This is a genomic window from Leucobacter sp. Psy1 (assembly GCF_020096995.1).
Taxonomy (GTDB): Bacteria; Actinomycetota; Actinomycetes; order Actinomycetales; family Microbacteriaceae; genus Leucobacter.
In genome coordinates this window covers 742,970-760,854 of the sequence record NZ_CP083692.1, presented here as the reverse complement: position 1 = coordinate 760,854, position 17,885 = coordinate 742,970, and the positions used below count along the sequence as shown (strand labels likewise).

At 68.3% G+C, this 17,885-nt stretch carries 20 protein-coding genes; 16 read left to right on the top strand and 4 right to left on the bottom strand.

What is annotated here, in order from left to right; all coding sequences use genetic code 11:
• Positions 1–96 precede the first annotated feature (96 nt).
• The 6 genes from K8P10_RS03515 to K8P10_RS03490 all read left to right on the top strand — a co-directional run bounded on the left by K8P10_RS03515 (position 97) and on the right by K8P10_RS03490 (position 6,929).
• On the top strand, positions 97–1,053 hold the full coding sequence (locus K8P10_RS03515; RefSeq protein WP_224780423.1) for a sugar-binding domain-containing protein: 957 nt from the start codon (positions 97–99) through the stop codon (positions 1,051–1,053).
• Positions 1,050–2,495, top strand: coding sequence for a xylulokinase (gene xylB / locus K8P10_RS03510; protein WP_224780422.1), 1,446 nt, complete (start codon positions 1,050–1,052; stop codon positions 2,493–2,495). The genes K8P10_RS03515 and xylB overlap by 4 nt, the downstream gene beginning before the upstream one ends.
• Before the next feature lie 43 nt (positions 2,496–2,538).
• Positions 2,539–3,840 carry a phosphopantothenate--cysteine ligase family flavoprotein gene (locus tag K8P10_RS03505; protein ID WP_224780421.1) on the top strand — a complete coding sequence of 434 codons (1,302 nt, stop codon included), beginning with the start codon at positions 2,539–2,541 and terminating at the stop codon, positions 3,838–3,840.
• 25 nt (positions 3,841–3,865) lie between these two features.
• Positions 3,866–4,930: a pirin family protein gene (locus K8P10_RS03500; RefSeq protein ID WP_224780420.1), complete on the top strand. Its 1,065-nt coding sequence runs from the start codon at positions 3,866–3,868 to the stop codon at positions 4,928–4,930.
• A 90-nt stretch (positions 4,931–5,020) separates the two neighbouring features.
• Positions 5,021–5,494, top strand: a complete 474-nt coding sequence (gene rraA / locus K8P10_RS03495; protein ID WP_224780419.1) for a ribonuclease E activity regulator RraA — start codon at positions 5,021–5,023, stop codon at positions 5,492–5,494.
• 304 nt (positions 5,495–5,798) lie between these two features.
• On the top strand, positions 5,799–6,929 hold the full coding sequence (locus K8P10_RS03490) for a glutathione S-transferase family protein (protein ID WP_224780418.1): 1,131 nt from the start codon (positions 5,799–5,801) through the stop codon (positions 6,927–6,929).
• 33 nt (positions 6,930–6,962) lie between these two features.
• Here K8P10_RS03490 and K8P10_RS15425 read toward each other — a convergent pair whose 3' ends face one another.
• A complete protein-coding gene (locus K8P10_RS15425) occupies positions 6,963–8,156 on the bottom strand; it encodes a hypothetical protein (protein ID WP_305069239.1) in 1,194 nt (397 codons plus the stop codon).
• Between the two features lie 145 nt (positions 8,157–8,301).
• Between K8P10_RS15425 and K8P10_RS03480 the strand changes: the two genes are divergently transcribed.
• The 5 genes from K8P10_RS03480 to K8P10_RS03460 all read left to right on the top strand — a co-directional run bounded on the left by K8P10_RS03480 (position 8,302) and on the right by K8P10_RS03460 (position 13,485).
• Entirely contained in the window at positions 8,302–9,567 is a 1,266-nt protein-coding gene (locus tag K8P10_RS03480; RefSeq protein WP_224780417.1) for a sensor histidine kinase, read from the top strand.
• Positions 9,555–10,247 (top strand): response regulator transcription factor, encoded by a 693-nt coding sequence (locus tag K8P10_RS03475; RefSeq protein WP_224780416.1) that lies wholly within the window; start codon positions 9,555–9,557, stop codon positions 10,245–10,247. The genes K8P10_RS03480 and K8P10_RS03475 overlap by 13 nt, the downstream gene beginning before the upstream one ends.
• Positions 10,244–11,062 carry a DUF4097 domain-containing protein gene (locus K8P10_RS03470; protein ID WP_224780415.1) on the top strand — a complete coding sequence of 273 codons (819 nt, stop codon included), beginning with the start codon at positions 10,244–10,246 and terminating at the stop codon, positions 11,060–11,062. Before K8P10_RS03475 ends, K8P10_RS03470 begins: the two co-directional genes overlap by 4 nt.
• A 135-nt stretch (positions 11,063–11,197) precedes the next feature.
• On the top strand, positions 11,198–11,950 hold the full coding sequence (locus K8P10_RS03465) for a gamma-glutamyl-gamma-aminobutyrate hydrolase family protein (protein ID WP_224780414.1): 753 nt from the start codon (positions 11,198–11,200) through the stop codon (positions 11,948–11,950).
• A 32-nt stretch (positions 11,951–11,982) separates the two neighbouring features.
• Positions 11,983–13,485 carry a SulP family inorganic anion transporter gene (locus K8P10_RS03460; protein WP_224780413.1) on the top strand — a complete coding sequence of 501 codons (1,503 nt, stop codon included), beginning with the start codon at positions 11,983–11,985 and terminating at the stop codon, positions 13,483–13,485.
• A 10-nt stretch (positions 13,486–13,495) separates the two neighbouring features.
• Here K8P10_RS03460 and K8P10_RS03455 read toward each other — a convergent pair whose 3' ends face one another.
• Both K8P10_RS03455 and K8P10_RS03450 read right to left on the bottom strand, forming a co-directional pair.
• Positions 13,496–13,684 (bottom strand): hypothetical protein, encoded by a 189-nt coding sequence (locus tag K8P10_RS03455; protein ID WP_224780412.1) that lies wholly within the window; start codon positions 13,682–13,684, stop codon positions 13,496–13,498.
• Positions 13,681–13,893: a type II toxin-antitoxin system VapB family antitoxin gene (locus tag K8P10_RS03450; protein WP_224780411.1), complete on the bottom strand. Its 213-nt coding sequence runs from the start codon at positions 13,891–13,893 to the stop codon at positions 13,681–13,683. Before K8P10_RS03450 ends, K8P10_RS03455 begins: the two co-directional genes overlap by 4 nt.
• Before the next feature lie 122 nt (positions 13,894–14,015).
• On the opposite strand from K8P10_RS03450, the gene K8P10_RS03445 reads away from it, so the two are divergent.
• Entirely contained in the window at positions 14,016–14,594 is a 579-nt protein-coding gene (locus tag K8P10_RS03445) for an HhH-GPD-type base excision DNA repair protein (protein WP_224780410.1), read from the top strand.
• Positions 14,595–14,597: 3 nt separating this feature from the next.
• On the opposite strand, the gene K8P10_RS03440 is transcribed toward K8P10_RS03445, so the two are convergent.
• Complete coding sequence (locus tag K8P10_RS03440) at positions 14,598–15,281, bottom strand: DedA family protein (RefSeq protein ID WP_224780409.1); 684 nt, start codon at positions 15,279–15,281, stop codon at positions 14,598–14,600.
• 79 nt (positions 15,282–15,360) lie between these two features.
• Between K8P10_RS03440 and K8P10_RS03435 the strand changes: the two genes are divergently transcribed.
• The 4 genes from K8P10_RS03435 (at position 15,361) to K8P10_RS03420 (ending at position 17,870) form a co-directional block, all read left to right on the top strand.
• Entirely contained in the window at positions 15,361–16,332 is a 972-nt protein-coding gene (locus tag K8P10_RS03435; RefSeq protein WP_224780408.1) for a DUF368 domain-containing protein, read from the top strand.
• Positions 16,333–16,773: 441 nt separating this feature from the next.
• Complete coding sequence (locus K8P10_RS03430) at positions 16,774–17,052, top strand: helix-turn-helix domain-containing protein (protein ID WP_224780407.1); 279 nt, start codon at positions 16,774–16,776, stop codon at positions 17,050–17,052.
• A gap of 133 nt (positions 17,053–17,185) precedes the next feature.
• Positions 17,186–17,464, top strand: coding sequence for a helix-turn-helix domain-containing protein (locus tag K8P10_RS03425; protein WP_224780406.1), 279 nt, complete (start codon positions 17,186–17,188; stop codon positions 17,462–17,464).
• A 61-nt stretch (positions 17,465–17,525) separates the two neighbouring features.
• Complete coding sequence (locus K8P10_RS03420) at positions 17,526–17,870, top strand: hypothetical protein (protein WP_224780405.1); 345 nt, start codon at positions 17,526–17,528, stop codon at positions 17,868–17,870.
• The last annotated feature ends 15 nt before the right edge of the window (positions 17,871–17,885 follow it).

The following is a 17,885-nucleotide window of genomic DNA, read 5'->3' as shown; positions in this document are numbered from 1 at the left end:
GCTCAAGTGAGACCTATGCTGGCAGGTAGACCTCAGATGTGCAAGAGGTATCATTTGATCACTTCCGATTGACCACAACTTTGAGCAGGAGGTCGCATGGCCGCGACACCGAGCGCGCAGCAGCGACGGCTGCTCACCCAGCTCTCCCGCGCGTACTACGTCGAGGGGCGATCAAAAGTCCAGATCGCAGAAGACTTCGACCTGAGCCGATTCCAGGTCGCCCGCCTGCTGCAAGAGGCCGTCGAGACCGGCGTCGTGACCATCTCCATCGAGTCAGGAGCCACCGAGGCCGACGAACGGGGGCGCGCCCTGGCCACCGATCTCGGCGTGCGCGAGGTCATCGTCATCGATGACGCGCACGACGACACCGCCGTCGCGATGGGGCGAGCAGCGCTCGGCTACCTCGACCGCCACGCCCGCCCAGGGCAGCGTCTCGGGATCGCCTGGTCGCGCACCCTCGACGCCGCGGCCGCGTACGCCCCCGCGCTGCCGAGGGGCACCGTCGTTCAGATCGCGGGTGCCCTGCAACTCGTCGACAACCCGCCCAGCCAGAACCTCTTCACGCGGCTGGGTCAGGACCCCGCGATCCACGTGATCCGCCTCTACGCGCCCCTCCTCGTGTCCGCCCCGGAGACGGCGACGGACCTCATCGCCCTCCCCGAGATCGCAAGTGCGCAGCGCGCTGCCGACGACCTGGACATCGCCGTCGTCTCCGTCGGCGCGTGGCGGGAGGGCCTGTCCTCCGTGTGGCAGAAGTGCCGGCCCGCGGAGCGGGAAGCGGCTCGCGCAGCCGGTGCCGTCGCTGAGACCTCGGGCAGGCTCATCGCCCACGACGGCACTCCCGTCCTCACCATCGACGACCGGGTCATCGCGGTCACCCTCGGGCAGCTGCGACGCGCCGGCACCACCGTCGGCGTCGCCTACGGCAGCGAACGCGCGGCGGCCGTGCGGGCAGCCGCGGCGGCCGGAATCCTCGACGTCGTGATCATGGACGCAGCACTCGCCGACGCGCTCGTCGCGAGCGACGACACTTCGCAGGAGGTCCTCACGTGAGCACACCACGCAGATTCGTAGCCGGAATCGACTCGTCCACGCAGAGCTGCAAGGTCGTCATCATCGATCCCGCGACCGGGGAGCGTCTGCGCCACGGCACCGCCGTCCACCCCGAGGGCACCGAGGTCGATCCCGAGGCCTGGTGGCAGGCGCTCACGTCGGCCTGCGCTGCCGCCGGAGGCCTCGACGATGTCGCCGCAGTCAGCATCGCGGGGCAGCAGCACGGACTCGTCGCGCTCGACGACGAGGGCATGGTCGTGCGCGACGCACTGCTCTGGAACGACACCCGGAGCGGAGAGAGCGCCGAAGAGCTCGTACGCGAGGTCGGTGCGGACGAGTACGCCGCGCGCAGCGGCGTGGTGCCCGTTGCGTCGTTCACGGCTGCGAAGCTGCGCTGGGTGCGCGCCCACGAACCCGACCATGCGACCAGGATCGCGGCGGTGGCGCTCCCCCACGACTGGCTCACCTGGCGCCTTCTCGGATACGGCCCCGCAGGGAGCCGACGGGGGCCGAACCTCGAGGCGTTGACCACCGACGCCTCGGACGCGAGCGGCACCGCGTACTTCTCGCCGCGCACCCGCGCATACGATCCTGAGCTCTTCACACAGGCCTTCGGGCGCCCGTGCCGGACCGCGGGGACGCAGAGCGCCGACGCCCGAGCCGTCGTGCTGCCCCGTATCCTCGCCGCCCATGAGCAGGCGGGGATCACCCCGGACGGGATCGTCGTCGGGGCAGGAGCCGGCGACAACGCCGCTGCCGCACTCGGCCTGGACGCCGGGCCTGGCGACGTGGTCGTCTCGATCGGCACGTCGGGAACCGTGTTCGCCTCGACCGACCGCGCCATCCTGGACCCGAGCGGCACCGTCGCCGGATTCGCCTCGGCCACTGGCGGAAACCTGCCCCTCGTGGCGACACTGAACGCGGCACGGGTGCTCACTGCGGCATCGCGCGCGTTGCGCGCCGACCACGATGAAGTCGCGGCGCTCGCGCTGCGCTCCGTTCCCGGCGCGGCCGGCCTCACCGTTATCCCCTATTTCGAGGGCGAGCGCACACCCAACCTCCCCGATGCGACCGCGAGGCTCGAGGGGATGACGCTGGCGAACACGCAACCCGAGCACCTCGCCAGGGCATTCGTCGAGGGCATGCTGTGCGGGCTCTCCGACGGGCTCGAAGCACTGCTGAGCCTCGGCGTCCCTGCCGAGCGGCTCGTCCTCATCGGCGGTGCGGCACGCAATCCCGCCGTGCGGGAGGTCGCGCGCCACATCTTCACCGCCCCGATCGACGTTCCCGAGCAAGCCGAGTACGTCGCGATCGGTGCCGCACGCCAGGCGGCATGGGCGCTCACGGGCGACCTGCCGCGGTGGAACGTACCGACGGTCGCGACCATGCATCCGCGCCCGTCGCTCGTCATCGAGCAGTACCACGCGCACACGCGCGGGTAACTGCGACACGTACCTCGCCGGGTCCGGATGCGACAATAGGGGCGTGTTCATCGTCCTGGGAGTCACCGGCGGCATTGCCGCGTACAAATCCGTGATGCTCGCCCGCGCTTTCGTCGAGGCCGGCCACGACGTCCACGTTGTACCCACGGAAGACGCGCTGCGTTTCGTCGGCACGCCCACCTGGGAGGCGATCAGCCGGAATCCAGTGACGACCTCCGTCCACGACGATGTCCCCGAAGTGCGACACGTCGCACTCGGCCAGCGTGCAGATCTCGTCGTCGTCGCCCCCGCGACCGCCAACACCCTCGCGCGGATGACGGCCGGCCTCGCCGACGACCTCCTCGGCACTACCCTCCTCGCGACCCGCGCACCCGTCCTCGTCGCCCCAGCAATGCACACCGAGATGTGGGAGCACCCATCCACCGTGCACAACATCGCCGTACTGCGAGACCGCGGCGTCCATGTGATCGGCCCCGAAAGCGGGCGACTGACGGGCACCGACAGCGGCCCGGGGAGAATGACGGAGCCTGACGGGATCGCCCAGGCCGCATTCGCCCTGCTCGGCGACGCACCGCAGCACACCGCGGGCACAACCGACCCGGGGCCCGCCACCACACCCCTCCCGGCGGCAGACGCCGGCGAGACCCGCGCCATCCTCGACCTCGACGGCATCTCGATGCTCGTCAGCGCTGGCGGCACGCGTGAGCCGATCGATCCGGTGCGGTTCATCGGCAATCGCTCCAGCGGACGGCAGGGCGTCGCCATCGCGCTCGCCGCGGCCGACCGCGGGGCCGACGTGACGCTGTTCGCTGCGAACATCGACGAGTCGATCCTTGCGGCGGCAGACGCTCACCCCGGCATCGTCATCGTGCACGTGAGTTCCGCCGCCGATCTCGAGCACGAGATCTCAGTACGTGCAGATGGGGCCGACGTCATCGTCATGACCGCTGCGGTCTCCGACTACCGCGTCGACGGAACCTCGGATCAGAAGATCCGCAAGGAGGACCACCCGGACGAGGCACCCACCCTCCACCTGGTGCAGAACCCCGATATCCTCAAAGGCCTCGCCACAGACCGGTGGCCCGGTCAGACGATCATCGGCTTCGCCGCGGAGACCGCAGAGTCGACGGAGGAGCTACTCGAGCGCGGTCGCCGCAAGCGCGCCCGTAAGGGTGTCGATCTGCTCGCGGTCAACGAGGTCGGCTGGAGCTCCGGCTTCGAGCAGGAGCAGAACACGCTGCACCTCATCGACGCGCACGACGATGTGCTGCGCACCGTCACCGGCACGAAGCGACAAGCCGCTGAAGGCCTGTTGGACACGATCCTCCGCGTCCGCGCACGCTGACGGACCCATCGGCTATGGTGCCGGTATGAGCGATCCAGACCCGCACCCGACCGAGACGCTCTGCGCCGCCGGATCCTCCCGCCCGGAAGGCGTCGAGCTCCTCGAACCGCGCGACGTCCCGCTCGGCGGGCTCCGCGCCATGAATGTGCGCCGCACCCTCCCGCAGCGCGCTCGCTCGCTGATCGGGGCGTGGTGCTTCCTGGACCATTACGGTCCGGACGACGTCGCCGCCACGGGAGGGATGAACGTGCCGGCGCACCCGCATACGGGATTGCAGACGGTGAGCTGGCTGTTCTCCGGCGAAATCGAGCACCGCGACAGTGCCGGGTATCACGCGTTCGTTCGGCCAGGCGAACTGAACCTGATGACGGCGGGCGCCGGCATCAGCCACTCCGAGCGATCGACTCCGGGCACCCGCCTGCTGCACGGGGCGCAGCTCTGGGTCGCCCTGCCCGAGGCCACTCGCAACGGGCCGAAAGGTTTCGAGCACTACGTCCCACCCGTCATTGCGAGCGAGCACTGGACGGGTCAGGTGTTCCTCGGGTCACTGCTCGGCGAGACTTCGCCCGTCGAGACGCACACGCCGCTCGTCGGAGCGGAGCTGCGTCTCGACCCCGGCGCGTCGGTGACGGTCGATGTCGACGGCGCCTTCGAACATGGGATTCTGGTCGATTCCGGCGCCGTCTCGGTGACTGCGGTAGCCGAGGGAATGGGCGAGCACGCGTGCCCGGTCTCTCCGCACGAACTGGCGTATCTGGCACCTGGCGCGCATGCGATCCGCATCGCGGCGGGCGACGATGGCGCCAGGATCCTCCTCATCGGCGGCACACCCTTCGGCGAGGAGATCATCATGTGGTGGAACCTCGTCGGGCGTTCCCACGAAGAGGTCGTGCAGGCTCGCGCCGCTTGGCAGGCGGAAATCGCGGCTGCGGGCGTGGGCGATCCGAGCACCGACGGAGTCGGTGCTTCGCCAGAGAAGGGTGCACCGGATTCCAACCGATTCGGCCTCCCCGACGATGAGCCCGACCCACCCCTTCCGGCCCCGAAGCTACCGGTGGCGCGACTGGTACCCCGTCGTCAGCCAAAGTAACCGCTCACCCGCCGGACACCCGCGGCGTGTAAGTTGGGGCGGACCGGAGCACCGACGCTCCCCCAGCACCTCCGTTCAGAAGGGACCGCGATGACCGAATCGATCGCCACTGCCGACCTCTACGACGAGCGCGGCGAAGAGCTCCAATCCGTGTCGCTGCAGCTCCAGGATCTCGGTGCCGTCACCGCATTCTCCGGGCCGATCCGCACGGTCGCCTGCTTCCGCGATAATGCTCTGCTCAAGGAGCTCCTGAGCACCCCGGGCGACGGCGCCGTCCTGGTGGTCGACGGCGGCGGATCCCTGGAGTCCGCGCTCGTCGGCGACCTGATCGCCACTCTCGGCGTTGACAACGGCTGGGCAGGTCTCATCATCCACGGCGCTATCCGCGACCGCGTCGTCGTCGGCACCCTCCCCATCGGCGTCAAGGCACTCGGGTCGAATCCGCGGAAGTCGGGCAAGACCGGCGAGGGCGAGGCCGACGTGCCGGTCAGCTTCGGTGGCGCGACGTTCCGGCCGGGAGCGATGGTCTGGTGCGACGAGGATGGGATCCTCGTCGAGGAGTAACCGATACGTCCCACGAAGGGAGCCCCGTGGTATTCACGTTCAAGCGCGGCAGGCGCGGCAGGAACCGGTTGCGCTTCAGCATCGGCCGGGGGCGCCGTCGGTATGCCCTGTCGGGCAGGCTCGGCCCGATCTCTCTCAGTGGGCGGGGCAGGCGCCGGGCGAAGTCCAGCGGGTCCACGCGCCGACGCCGCTGGCTCTGACACTCAAGATCTGCCGTCCCCTGAGGATCTACACGATCGACCTCTAGACTCGAAAACACAGATCCGGCGGGACGCCGGTCGAACACGCGCACGGGAGGCCCAGCTTGACCGAGAAGACGACCGAGACCGACAGCTACTCAACGAAGGGCGCATACGTCACCGGCGGCCAGGAGTTCACCCGCGACACGAACTACATCGAGGATCGGATCGTGGCCGACCCCGATGCCGTCCGCGCGCTCCCCCAACCGCCGAAGTCGGAAATCGGGGTGCTCGGGTACGGGCTCAGCGAGGGCGCCCAGGCGTGGCCGGTCGAAGCCGGGCGCTACCGGCTCATCGCGGCACCGGCCTGCCCGTGGGCGAACCGCACCGTCATCGTGCGTCGGCTTCTCGGACTTGAAGATGCGATCTCTCTGGGACGGCCGGGGCCGACGCACGACGCGCGATCCTGGACCTTCGACCTCGATGAGGACGGCCGCGATCCCGTGCTGGGCACCGAGCGCCTGCAGGAGAACTACTTCGCACGGTTCCCCGACTATCCGCGGGGGATCACGGTGCCCGCGCTCGTCGACGTGCCGACCGGCGGTGTGGTGACCAATAACTACCCGCAGATCACCCTCGATTTCTCGACGGAGTGGCGCGAGTTCCACCGCGAGGGTGCCCCGAATCTGCTCCCCGAGGGTGAGCTCGACGAGATGTGGCCCATCATCAAGCGGGTCTTCACCGAGGTCAACAACGGCGTCTACCGCTGCGGCTTCGCCGGCAGCCAGGAGGCCTACGACGCGGCGTACGCGCGGCTCTGGGAGGCGATGGACTGGCTCGAGGATCGCCTGTCCACCCGCCGCTTCCTGCTCGGCGGCACGATCACCGAGGCCGACGTGCGGCTGTTCACGACGCTCGCCCGCTTCGACCCCGTCTACCACGGCCATTTCAAGACGAACCGCAACAAGCTCGACGAGATGGAGCACCTCTGGGGCTACGCCAGAGACCTGTTCCAGACCCCGGGCTTCGGCGACACGATCGACTTCGTGCAGATCAAGCAGCACTACTACATCACGCACGAGGACATCAATCCAACGGGGATCGTGCCTGCCGGGCCCGACCTGTCGAACTGGCTCGAGCCCCACGGACGCGAGCGGCTCGGAGGCGCCCCCTTCGGCGACGGCACTCCGCCCGAGCCGATCCGTGACGCGGAGCGCGTGCCGGCAGGGCACACGCCGCTCACTTCCACCGCCTGAGCGGAGGCCGCGCTGCGGCCTCCAGGGGCCCCGCTACTTCACGGCGATGAAGGTCTCGTCACCCGCGGGGTCCGCGAGCGTGGTGTCGACCGCGAGTACGCCCTCTTCAGCCGTGGCTTCCGGCACCTGAAGCGCGAGGTTGCCGGTGACACTGCCGTCGGACTCGGACGGGCCCTGCAGCAAGAGGTCTTCCGGGGCGATCAGCGTCTTTTGCAGTTCCGTGTACGTCATGCCGTCGGGGTCGACGAAGGAGAGGAAGAGCGACGGTGCCCGCATGCCTTCTCCGGATCCCGATCCCGAGTACTCGGACGTGACGTTGATCAGGATGTAGGTCATCCCGGCTTCGGGTGCTCCATTGACGCTGCTCTCGTCGGCGATCTCATCGACCGCGTCGAAATCGACGGAGTTGATCGTGTACGTCCAGTCGCCGGCCTCGATGGGGGTGCCGAGCGGCAGTGCGTCGGCGGGGTCGACGGGCGTTCCCTCAGTCGCTTCGGGCAGCTGGGCGTCGCCCCACTCCTCCTCGAGCTCGGACAGGTCGGGCAGGTTCGAACTGTCGGAGACGACCTGGCCGAACATCATCGCCAGGCTCACGAAGAAGACGACGGCGCTGACGATCGCACCGACGACTGAGATGCCGAGAGCGGCGATCCCGAGCCCCTTCTTCTTGCCCTTCAGGCAGAGGGCGACGACTCCGAGCACGAGAGCGGCGGGGAGGAGGATCCAGCTGCCCCACACGACCGGGGGAATGCACGCGACGATGAAACCGACGATCGCGACGATGAAGCCGATCAGCCCCACCAGGTTCGGCTGTTTCGGCTCTCGCGGACCCTGCGGAGGGCCGTACGGTCCCTGGCCAGGTGCTCCCGGCTGGCCCGGCTGGCCCGGCTGGCCCGGCTGACCAGCGTACGGCTGCTGACCCGGGTAGCCGGGCTGCCCGGTGTACTGCTGCTGGCCTGGGGCCTGCTGCGGAGGGGCGTACTGCGGTTGCTGGGCGTACTGCGGTGGTGCGTACTGCGGCTGTTCGGGGTCCTGCGGCGGCGCGTACTGCGGAGGCGCATACGACGAGGGCGGCTGCTGGGGGTCGGGCGACACGAAGGGCGGCTCCGGGGGTGCGTACTGGGATCCGGCCGAGGCTTCGGGCTGCACCGCTGGTTCGGCTGACGGGTCCGACTCGATGCCCTCGGGGCCTGGTCCGTTCTCGGAGGGTTCCTGCGTGTTCGACATACCTCAGATTCTCGCAGGTTTCCGGCGTTCGGGCCGGGGAAACCCGGCAGGCGGGCGGAATGATCCGAAAAGGTAGGGATAACCCGAAACGAAGTCGATGGATTTCTCGCTGCCGGTGGGGCCGCCGCCCTCGTACGGTTGAACCATGACGACTTCCGCTCCCCCGCTCCGCATATTTGCGACGGTGCTCCACCTGGCCGTGCTCGGCACCGTCGGGGTCGGCGTGCTCAGCGGGTTCTTCTCGCTCCTCGCGCTCGGCATCGGACTCCTCCCGCTACTGGGACTCGGTCTCGTGTTCCTTGTCGGTCTCGTTTACGCACTGTACGGGCTCGCGTGGTTCGAGATCGCCCGGGTCAACGGCCTCTACCGCATCGACGCTCCCCCGCCGACGCTTCACTGCTCCCCGCAGGAGACCTTCGGCAAGTGGTTCAAGTCGCTCGGCACGCAGCTGAAGGACGGACGCATGTGGTGGGCGTCAGCGAGCCTGGCGCTCTCGATCATTCTCGGTGCTCTGCTGATGGGCGCCATGCAGACGCTCGTCGACTCGGTCGTCCTGCTCCTCGTTCCCGGTGGATCGGTGAACTGGCTGACGCTCCTGCTTCCCGCTGAAGCGGACGGGTCGACCTCCGTCCTCCTCGGACTCGGCGGGATCGTGGTCTCTCTCGGCCTCATCGCGGGGCTCGTCCTCCTCCACCGGGTCATCGCGACCGCGATCATCGGATCGCAGGCCCGCGAGAAGCGACTCGAAGCGCAAGTGCAGCAATCCTCGGAGCAGCGCGCCGGCGCAGTGCGCGCCGCAGACGTGGAGCGCACGAGGATCGAGCGCGACCTCCACGACGGCGTCCAGCCGCGCCTGGTCTCGGTGGGCATGACGCTCGGACTCGCCCAGCAGCAGATCGATCAGGATCCGCAGGCGGCCAAGCAGCTCATCGCCGAAGCGCACACCTCCACGAAGGCCGCCATCACCGAACTCCGGCAGCTCGCCCGCGGGATCCACGCCTCGGTGCTCGACGATCGCGGGCTCGACGCCGCACTCTCCGCGCTCGCCGGGCGCTCGCACATTCCCGTCGCGCTCGACGTGCGCCTGACCGGTCGGTGCGACCGGGATGCCGAGTCCGCCGTGTACTTCGTCGTCGCCGAGTCCCTCACCAACGCCGCGAAGCACTCGCGCGCCAGCGAGTGCCGTGTGACGGTGCGGCTGCGCGACTCGGAACTCTCCGGGGCTAACGAGAACCGTCAGCACCTGTGGGCGCGCATCGAGGACAACGGCATCGGCGGGGCGCAGGTTCAGCCGGGAGGCGGACTCGACGGCCTCACGAATCGCGTGCTCGCCGCCGGCGGCACGATCCGGATCGACAGCCCGCAGGGCGGGCCGACAGCTGTGGAGGTGAGCGTCCCGTGCGCATCCTGATCTGCGAAGACTCCGTCCTCTTACGAGAGGGACTCGTGCGGTTGCTCGAGCACTCGGGCCACGAGGTCGTGTCGGCCCTCCCCGATGCCGGTGATCTCACGAGCGCCGTCGCGGAGACGGACCCCGAGCTCTGCATTCTCGATGTGCGCCTCCCGCCCACGTTCACCGACGAGGGCATTCGCGCCGCGCTGGAACTGCGGCGAGCGCTGCCTGCGCTGCCGATCCTCGTCCTCTCGCAGTACGTCGAGGAGCGGTACGCGAGCGAGTTGATCGGCACGACCGGCGGCACTCGCTCCGGCGCGATCGGCTACCTCCTCAAAGATCGGGTCGCCGACGTCGCCGAATTCGTCGACGCGGTCGAGCGGATCCGCGATGGCGCGACCGTGCTCGACCCCGAAGTCGTTTCGCAGCTCCTCGCGCGACGACGCCAGGATGACCGGTTGCAACGGCTCTCCGAGCGCGAGCGCACCGTGCTCGCGGCACTCGCCGAGGGGCGATCGAACCAGTCGATCGCGGCGCTGCTCCATGTATCCGAGGCGACCGTGGAGAAGCACATCACCTCGATATTCCAGAAGCTCGAGCTCGACGTCGACGAGTCAGGCAACCGCCGGGTGCTCGCTGCCCTCGTCCACCTCGAGCACTCACGTCCAAACCCCGCACAGTCAGGAACGCAGCGATGAACTCCTTCTCATCCACCTCGCGCACAGTCGCGCTCATCACGTCCATCGTCGGTGGCGTGGCGCTCGTCGGCTTCATCGGCACGTCTGCCGCGACGCAGGCTTTCGCTTTCGCAGCCGGCGGTTCGGGCGGCGACGACACGCAAACCGCTCAGATCGGAGGGGTCACCTCGATCGACGTCGATTCGAATGCCTCGGCATTCACGCTCGAGTTCGGCGACGTCGACGAGGCCACACTCGACATCGTGGGGCAGTCCCGGGCGCGCTGGAACCTCGAGGCGAGGGGTGACACCCTCGTCGTGGAGAGCAATCAGCGGTTCTGGGACTTCTGCATCGGCTGGTGCGCGGCAGGCGGCGAGCGCGTCACGCTCACGCTGCCCGAGTCGATGAGCGACGGCACCCTCGACACCGATCTCTCTGTGGGCGCTGGGTCAGTCACGGCCGGAGGCGACTTCCGCTCGCTCGACCTGCGCGTCGGCGCGGGCTCGCTCACGTTCGACGGCGCGGCCGCCGTACTCACCGCCGAGATCGACGCGGGGCGAGCCGACATCACGGTCGACGGAGCGCGCGATGCGACCTTTGACGTTTCCGCTGGACGCACCGATGCGGTGCTCACCGGCACCGCCCCCCGTTCCGTTGACCTGGACGTGAGCGCCGGCCGCCTCGCGCTCGAGCTTCCCGACGATGTGTACGCCGTGCACTCGGAGGTGAGCGCCGGTTCACTCGACAATCGGCTGCAGACGTCAGGCACTGCCCAGCGTGTGATCTCCGCTGACGTGTCTGCGGGGAGCGCGACGCTCACACCCGGACGACAGTAGTCGCGGAGAAACACGGCGGTAACGGTCGTTCTCGGAACCGTAACGGCGGGGAAACGCCACCGGCGCACGCCGTCCCTAGCCTGAGGGGTGCTGCACGTCTGATGCGTGCAGCACCGTGAGAATGAGGGAGCCGGCGTGCAGAACGAGTTGACACTCGCAGTGGTTCACATGCGCGACACGAAGCGCGGTGACCAGCACTTCCAAGCCCAGCTCGACCGCTGGAACGAGAGTATCGTCGGCGCCGCCGAGTCTCTGGGGTGGGCTCCGTACCTCGTGCCAGCGGCTCGGGTCGGCGCTCAGCGCGTCGTCGATGACGCACTCGAAGCGGATCTCATTGTGATCGCCGGCGGAGAGGACGTCGATCCGAGGCTCTACGCCGGCACCGACGACTACGAAGCGGCGAGCGCGCACGAACCGCGCGCGGACCGCACGCAGATCGCGATCGTACACGGCGCGATCCGGCGGGCCACCCCGGTGCTCGGGATCTGCCGGGGCATGCAGGTGATGAACGTGGCGCTCGGGGGTGACCTCGTCCCGCACCTGCCCCACGTCGACCGTCACCGAGCGGCTCAGGCCGGCGAGCACCGGTCGATCGTCTGGGAACCCGAATATCTCGCCCCCACCGAGTTCGGGGAACGCTCACTGGTCGAGGACGTCGATGCGACCGAGCCGGTCCACTGCACCCACCATCAGGGGCTCGGCCAGGTGGCGAAAGCGCTCAGGGTGGCGGCGCGCGCCCCTGACGGCACGGTCGAAGCGGTCGTCGGCGTCGAGGCTCCCCTGACCGGGGTGCAGTGGCACCCTGAGCACGCCGGAGCCCCGGAAGGACAGCTCTCCCGCCTGCTGAGCCGCCTGGCGCACCAGCGAGAGGTCCTGCTGACCGTCTGACCACCGGCGTGGCGCGAGTAGAGTGAGGAATCGTGCCGACCTCCTCTCCCCCCGGCGGACTGCCCGGGCATGCAGTACCGCAGCCGTCAGTGCTGGCGGCTCTACGCTCCCCCCGAATCCTGACCCGCGAGGCACTGGCCGGGCTGGTTGTCGGGCTGGCGCTGATCCCCGAGGCGATCGCGTTCTCGGTCATCGCGGGCGTCGACCCGAAGGTCGGCCTCTTCTCCTCGTTCGTGATGGCGGTCACCATCGCCTTCCTCGGCGGCCGCCCGGCCATGATCACGGCAGCGACCGGGGCCGTCGCGCTCGTCGTCGCCCCGATCGCGCCCACGTACGGGATCGACATGCTGATCGCGACGATCCTGCTCGCCGGCGTCTTCCAGATTCTGCTCGGGGTGCTCGGCGTGGCCAAGCTCATGCGGTTCATTCCGCGCAGCGTCATGGTGGGGTTCGTGAACGCCCTCGCGATCCTCGTCTTCATCTCGCAGGTGCCCCACCTCGTCGGAGTCCCCTGGCTGGTGTACCCGCTCGTCACCGCCGGGATCCTGGTCATCGTGGTCGTACCGAAGCTCACGACCGCTGTTCCGGCGCCTCTCGTCTCGGTCATCGTCATCACCGTCATCACGGTCGTGTTCGCGCTGCACGTGCCCACCGTCGGCGATCAGGGAGAGCTCCCGCACAGCCTGCCCGCATTCTTCCTCCCCCAGGTGCCGCTGACCTGGGAGACCTTCACGATCATCGCGCCGTACGCCCTCGGCGTCGCGCTCGTCGGACTCATGGAGTCGCTGATGACCGCCAAACTCGTCGACGAGATCACCGACACCCACTCGAGCAAGACGCGGGAATCATGGGCGCAGGGCGTCGCGAATATCCTTTCCGGCCTCTTCGGCGGCATGGGCGGGTGCGCGGTGATCGGGCAGACCATGATGAACGTGAAAGTCTCCGGCGCGCGCACGCGTATCTCGACGCTACTCGCGGGGGTCTTCCTGCTCGTGCTCGTCGTCGTACTCGGCGACATCGTGAGCACGATCCCGATGGCGGCCCTCGTCGCGGTGATGATCATGGTGTCCATCGCGGCATTCGACTGGCATAGCGTCCGGCCGTCGACGCTGCGCCGCCTGCCGAAGAGCGAGACCTTCGTCATGCTCACCACCGTCGCCGTCGTCGTCATCACCCACAATCTCGCGATCGGCGTCGTCACGGGAGTGGTCGTCGCGTCGGTGCTGTTCGCGCGGCGCGTCGCCCACTTCGTCACGGTCGACCGCACCGTCGCCGATGGCACCGCCCGCTACACCGTCTCCGGCGAGCTCTTCTTCGTCTCGAGCAACGACCTCACAACGCTGTTCGCGTACGCGGAAGATCCGGATCGCGTCGTGATCGACATGAGCCTGGCCCACATCTGGGATGCCTCGTCCGTCGCCGCCCTCGACGCGATCACCACGAAGTACGCGAGCCGCGGGACCACCGTCGAACTCGTCGGCATCGATCCCCGTGGCGGCGAGATGCACCGACGCCTGAGCGGCGGTTTGGGGTAGAGACGCCTCTTCAGCTCGACGGCGCGATGTACTCGTGCCTGAGCTCACTCGCGCGGGCGATGCGATCGAAGTCACGGTCAGCGGTGAGCACGGTCGTCTCGTCTGGCGCGCGCTCGATACGTCTGAGCCGAGCCGCGACTCCTGGATCCCCAGACGCCAGCCGGGCCCACACGCAGTCGTCGACGAGATAGCCCGTCACGGCGCTTCGGCCGGGCTGACCACGGGAGCCTCGATGCCGTCGGGGAGCCCCGCGAGCGCGGCTATGCCAACAACCATCGTCTGCTTCTGCTTCGCGGCGATGAGCCGTCGGAGCGCGAGGTCGAGGACAGCGCGGTTAGACCGCTCCCCCGTGAGCTCACGCGCGCGTTCGCTGAGATTGGGATCGAGATCGACGCTGGTGAGTGCCACGAGTGTCTCCTTCCGATCCTTGTGTAACCACAGAGCGCGACGTACCCCTGAGAGCAGGCGGCACAGCGATACATCTCGAAACTCGCCTGTCCCCGATGCGCCAGAGGTGAGAGACTGAAGCCGTGACTCTCCATCTCACTGACGACGCCGCCGCCGACGAACTGCTCACCGACAACCCGCTCGCGCTCCTGATCGGCATGCTGCTCGACCAGCAGATCGCCATGGAGGTCGCGTTCATCGGGCCGCTGAAGATCCAGCAGCGCCTGGGTGCGCTGGACGCGCAGACGATCGCGGCAGCTGACCCCGATCAGTTCATCGAGCTCTTCCGCGAGACTCCGGCGGTGCACCGGTTCCCCGGTTCGATGGCCGGTCGCGTGCAGACGCTCTGCCAGACGCTCGTCGACGACTGGGGCGGCAACGCCGAGAACCTGTGGACCGAGGGCGACCCCGACGGCAAGACCGTCCTCAAGCGACTGAAGAGCCTGCCGGGCTTCGGGGATCAGAAGGCGAGGATCTTCCTCGCGCTTCTCGGCAAGCAGTGCGGCTTCACGGGAGAGGGCTGGCGAGAGGCGGCCGGCGCGTACGGAGAGCAGGGCTCGTTCCGCAGCGTTGCCGACATCGACTCCCCCGAGTCGCTCATCAAGGTGCGCGAGACGAAGAGAGCCGCCAAGGCCGCGGCGAAGGCGAAGCAGACGGGCTGACGGTCAGGCCGCGCGCCGGCGTCGTCGACGCAGGATCCGGGCCACGACGAACCAGAGTACGAGCGCGACGATCACCACGATGACGGCGTCAGAGAGCACGCCGCTCCACTGCTCCAGCACGGGCCTAATGGCCGGACCGAAGGCGTAGCCCAGGCCGATCCAGATGCCGTTCCAGATGCCGGACCCGGCGACAGTGTATGCCGTGAAGCGCATGAAACCCATGCGCTCGATGCCCGCGGGAATCGAGATGAACGAGCGCACGAGCGGCACGCATCGGCCGAAGAAGACGGCGGCGCCGCCCCACCTGGCGAAGAAAGCTTCTGCCTTGTCGAAATCGTCGGTGTCCATGAGCGGCACCTTGCCGACCAGACGACGGGTGCGGTCGCGCCCGATGAGCGCCCCGATGCCGTACCAGGCCCACGCTCCGACGAGGGCGCCGAGCGTCGCGAGCGCCCACGCCCACCAGAAGTTCATGCGTCCGTCGTAGGCGAGGAACCCCGCACCGGGAAGCACAGCTTCCGAAGGGATCGGCGGGATGAAGGTCTCGAGCAGCACCGCGAGCCCAACGCCTACCTCGCCGATGGTCTCCATGAGGCTCAGCACCCAGCCGATGAAACCCTCGTACTCTCCGCCTCCCGCCACCTGAGCGACGCGGACGACGGGTACGACGCCCGCGAGGGCGGTCATGCGGCGATCTCCATGTGTCCATTGTCGGGCGCACCACCCCGGATCACCTGTGAAGGTTCGCCCCTCTACACTGAAAGCGATGGATGACGCGCAGAAGACCCCCGCGATGAGCACGGCAGAGCACCCCGTCGAATGGGTGCACGCGGAGAGCGCAGGTGAGCGCCGCACCTCGATCGTGGGCAACCTCGTTCGCGGAGCCATGATCGGCGTGGTCGAGACAGTACCGGGAGTCTCAGGCGGCACCGTCGCGCTCGTGGTCGGGATCTACACCCGCCTGATCGACTCCGCCTCGCACGTCGTCTCGGCGGGACGCCGCGCGGTCACGGGCCCTGACCGCGGAGCGAGCATCGCCACTCACCTGAAGCAGGTCGACTGGAAGCTCGTCGTGCCCGTGCTCATCGGCATGGCGCTCGCCCTCTTCACCGCGGCCGGGCCGGTCGCCGACCTGGTCGAGACCTACCCGGAACTCACCCGCGCCGCATTCTTCGGAATGGTGCTCGCCTCGATCTCGATCCCCCTCCGCATGGCGGGTATCGCCGGAATCCGCTGGCACCATGCGCTCGCCGGGATCGCGGCAGGCGCACTAGCGTTCTGGCTCGTCTCCATCCCCCCGACAACGCTGGAACCCTCACCGCTCGTCTTGATCATCGCCGCAGCGATAGCGGTGAGCGCGCTGCTGCTCCCCGGACTCTCCGGATCGTTCCTCCTACTGACCTTCGGGCTCTACGAACCCACGCTGCGAGCGGTCGACGAACGCGACCTCGCCTACCTCGGCGTCTTCGCCCTCGGGCTGATGGTCGGCGTCGTCTCGATCGTGAAGGGCCTCGAGTGGCTGCTGCACCATCGCCGCCGGATCACCCTCGTCGTCCTGACAGGCGTCATGGTCGGAGCGATGCGCACCCTGTGGCCCTGGCAGTCTGAGAGCCGCGAGCTCGCGGCACCGGCCGCGAACTGGCCTCTCGCTCTAGCGCTCGCCGTGATTGGGTTCGCGGTCGTCGCGATCCTCGCCGTAGTCGATGCCAGGCTGAGTCGACGCCAGCGCCTCCGCTGAGTTCGGCTTCCGAACAAGACCTCGGGTACAGTAGCGCGGGTGCATTGCCGCGCCGCTCCGGCGGCACGGTGGCCGTGCGGGCACTGGAAACCGCACGACCACCGCTCGGACCCGCATGCGCGAGTCCGCCGGAGCCGAACACCCACCATCGCACCCAGGGTGTTCGGCCACGACCATCACGCCGCCCGAACGGGCCGGTGCGCCGAGTGCGATGAGGGGGAGATGAACACACTCAGGAACAGCGGGAAACCGGTCGGGTGCCACGGGAACCCTTCTCGCGGCTGGGTGATGGTGACTGTATTCACTTGTGTCTCGAACGTGTCGCGTCGGAGGGCGAGCGATCCGACCACCGAGTATGACACTTACATTATGCATTACTGATTGGACGATTGGCAAATGGAAAAGGCCGCCGCACGAACCGAGGGTCCGCATACTGATGCAGTGACACCTGACAGCGACGCACCGGACTGGGTGGGCTACGCACAGGCGCTGGGCGCCCGCCTGCACCGACTGCGCATCGAGCACGGGTTCAGCCAGGAGCGCCTCGCCTACTCGGCCGGCATCACCCGGTACACCTACCAGAAACTCGAGAAAGGCGAATCCGCCCCGGGCACTCCGGCAAACCCGACGCTGCGCAACCTCATGGCCATCGCCCAGCAGCTCGACGTCACGCTCGACACCCTGCTCCCTCAACCCTGGCCAGACCTGAGCGGCCACTAGGCCACCCCGGAAACCTGAGCCCACGGCGCGTCAACTTCTTGCATCAGATGACTTGTATAGGATGCATGAATGATTCGCCGAATAGCACATGGGTTAGGCCACATCGGTCGTCGAGCCTCGGCATACTTGACCGGTGACTCAGCAGCCCTCCAGCCCCGACTGGACCACCTACACCCGAGAGCTCGGATCGCGATTGCACCGCCTGCGCATCGAGCACGGTCTCAGCCAGGAGCGCCTCGCCTACTCCGCGGGAATCACCCGGTACACCTATCAGAAGCTCGAGAAGGGCGAATCCGCCCCGGGCACTCCGGCGAACCCGACGCTGCGCAATCTCATGGCCATCGCCCAGCAGCTCGACGTCACACTCGACAGCCTGCTTCCCCAGCCCTGGCCCGACCTCCGCGGACGGTGATGTCAGACCTCCAAGATAGTGTGGCAGTGCCACGCCACCCCAACCGATGAGAGAGGGTGTCTTGGAGACCGCAGAATGGCAGCAGCAGCTGTGCCCGCCGTGGTGCAGCGTCGTACACACTGATCACGACCACCCGGAGGATCGATCCCATCGCGACGATGGGGCCCCGATTCCGATCGTGATGCGCAAGCGGGCGATCGTCGACGACGAGTTGGTCGATCACGCCGTCGAGGCGTCGCTCCTCGTCGGCAGGTGGCAGCGCGATGGTGATCGCCACGTGTGGTGGCACCTCGGCATCGACGGCGACGTCGAACTTGAGGTGAGCACCGAGAGTCTCTCCCGCGTCGTGCAGACGCTGCAGGGCCTCCTGGCCGAAGCTCAAGAGGCCCTGCAGAGCGCGGAATAGCCTGCGTCGGCCGGC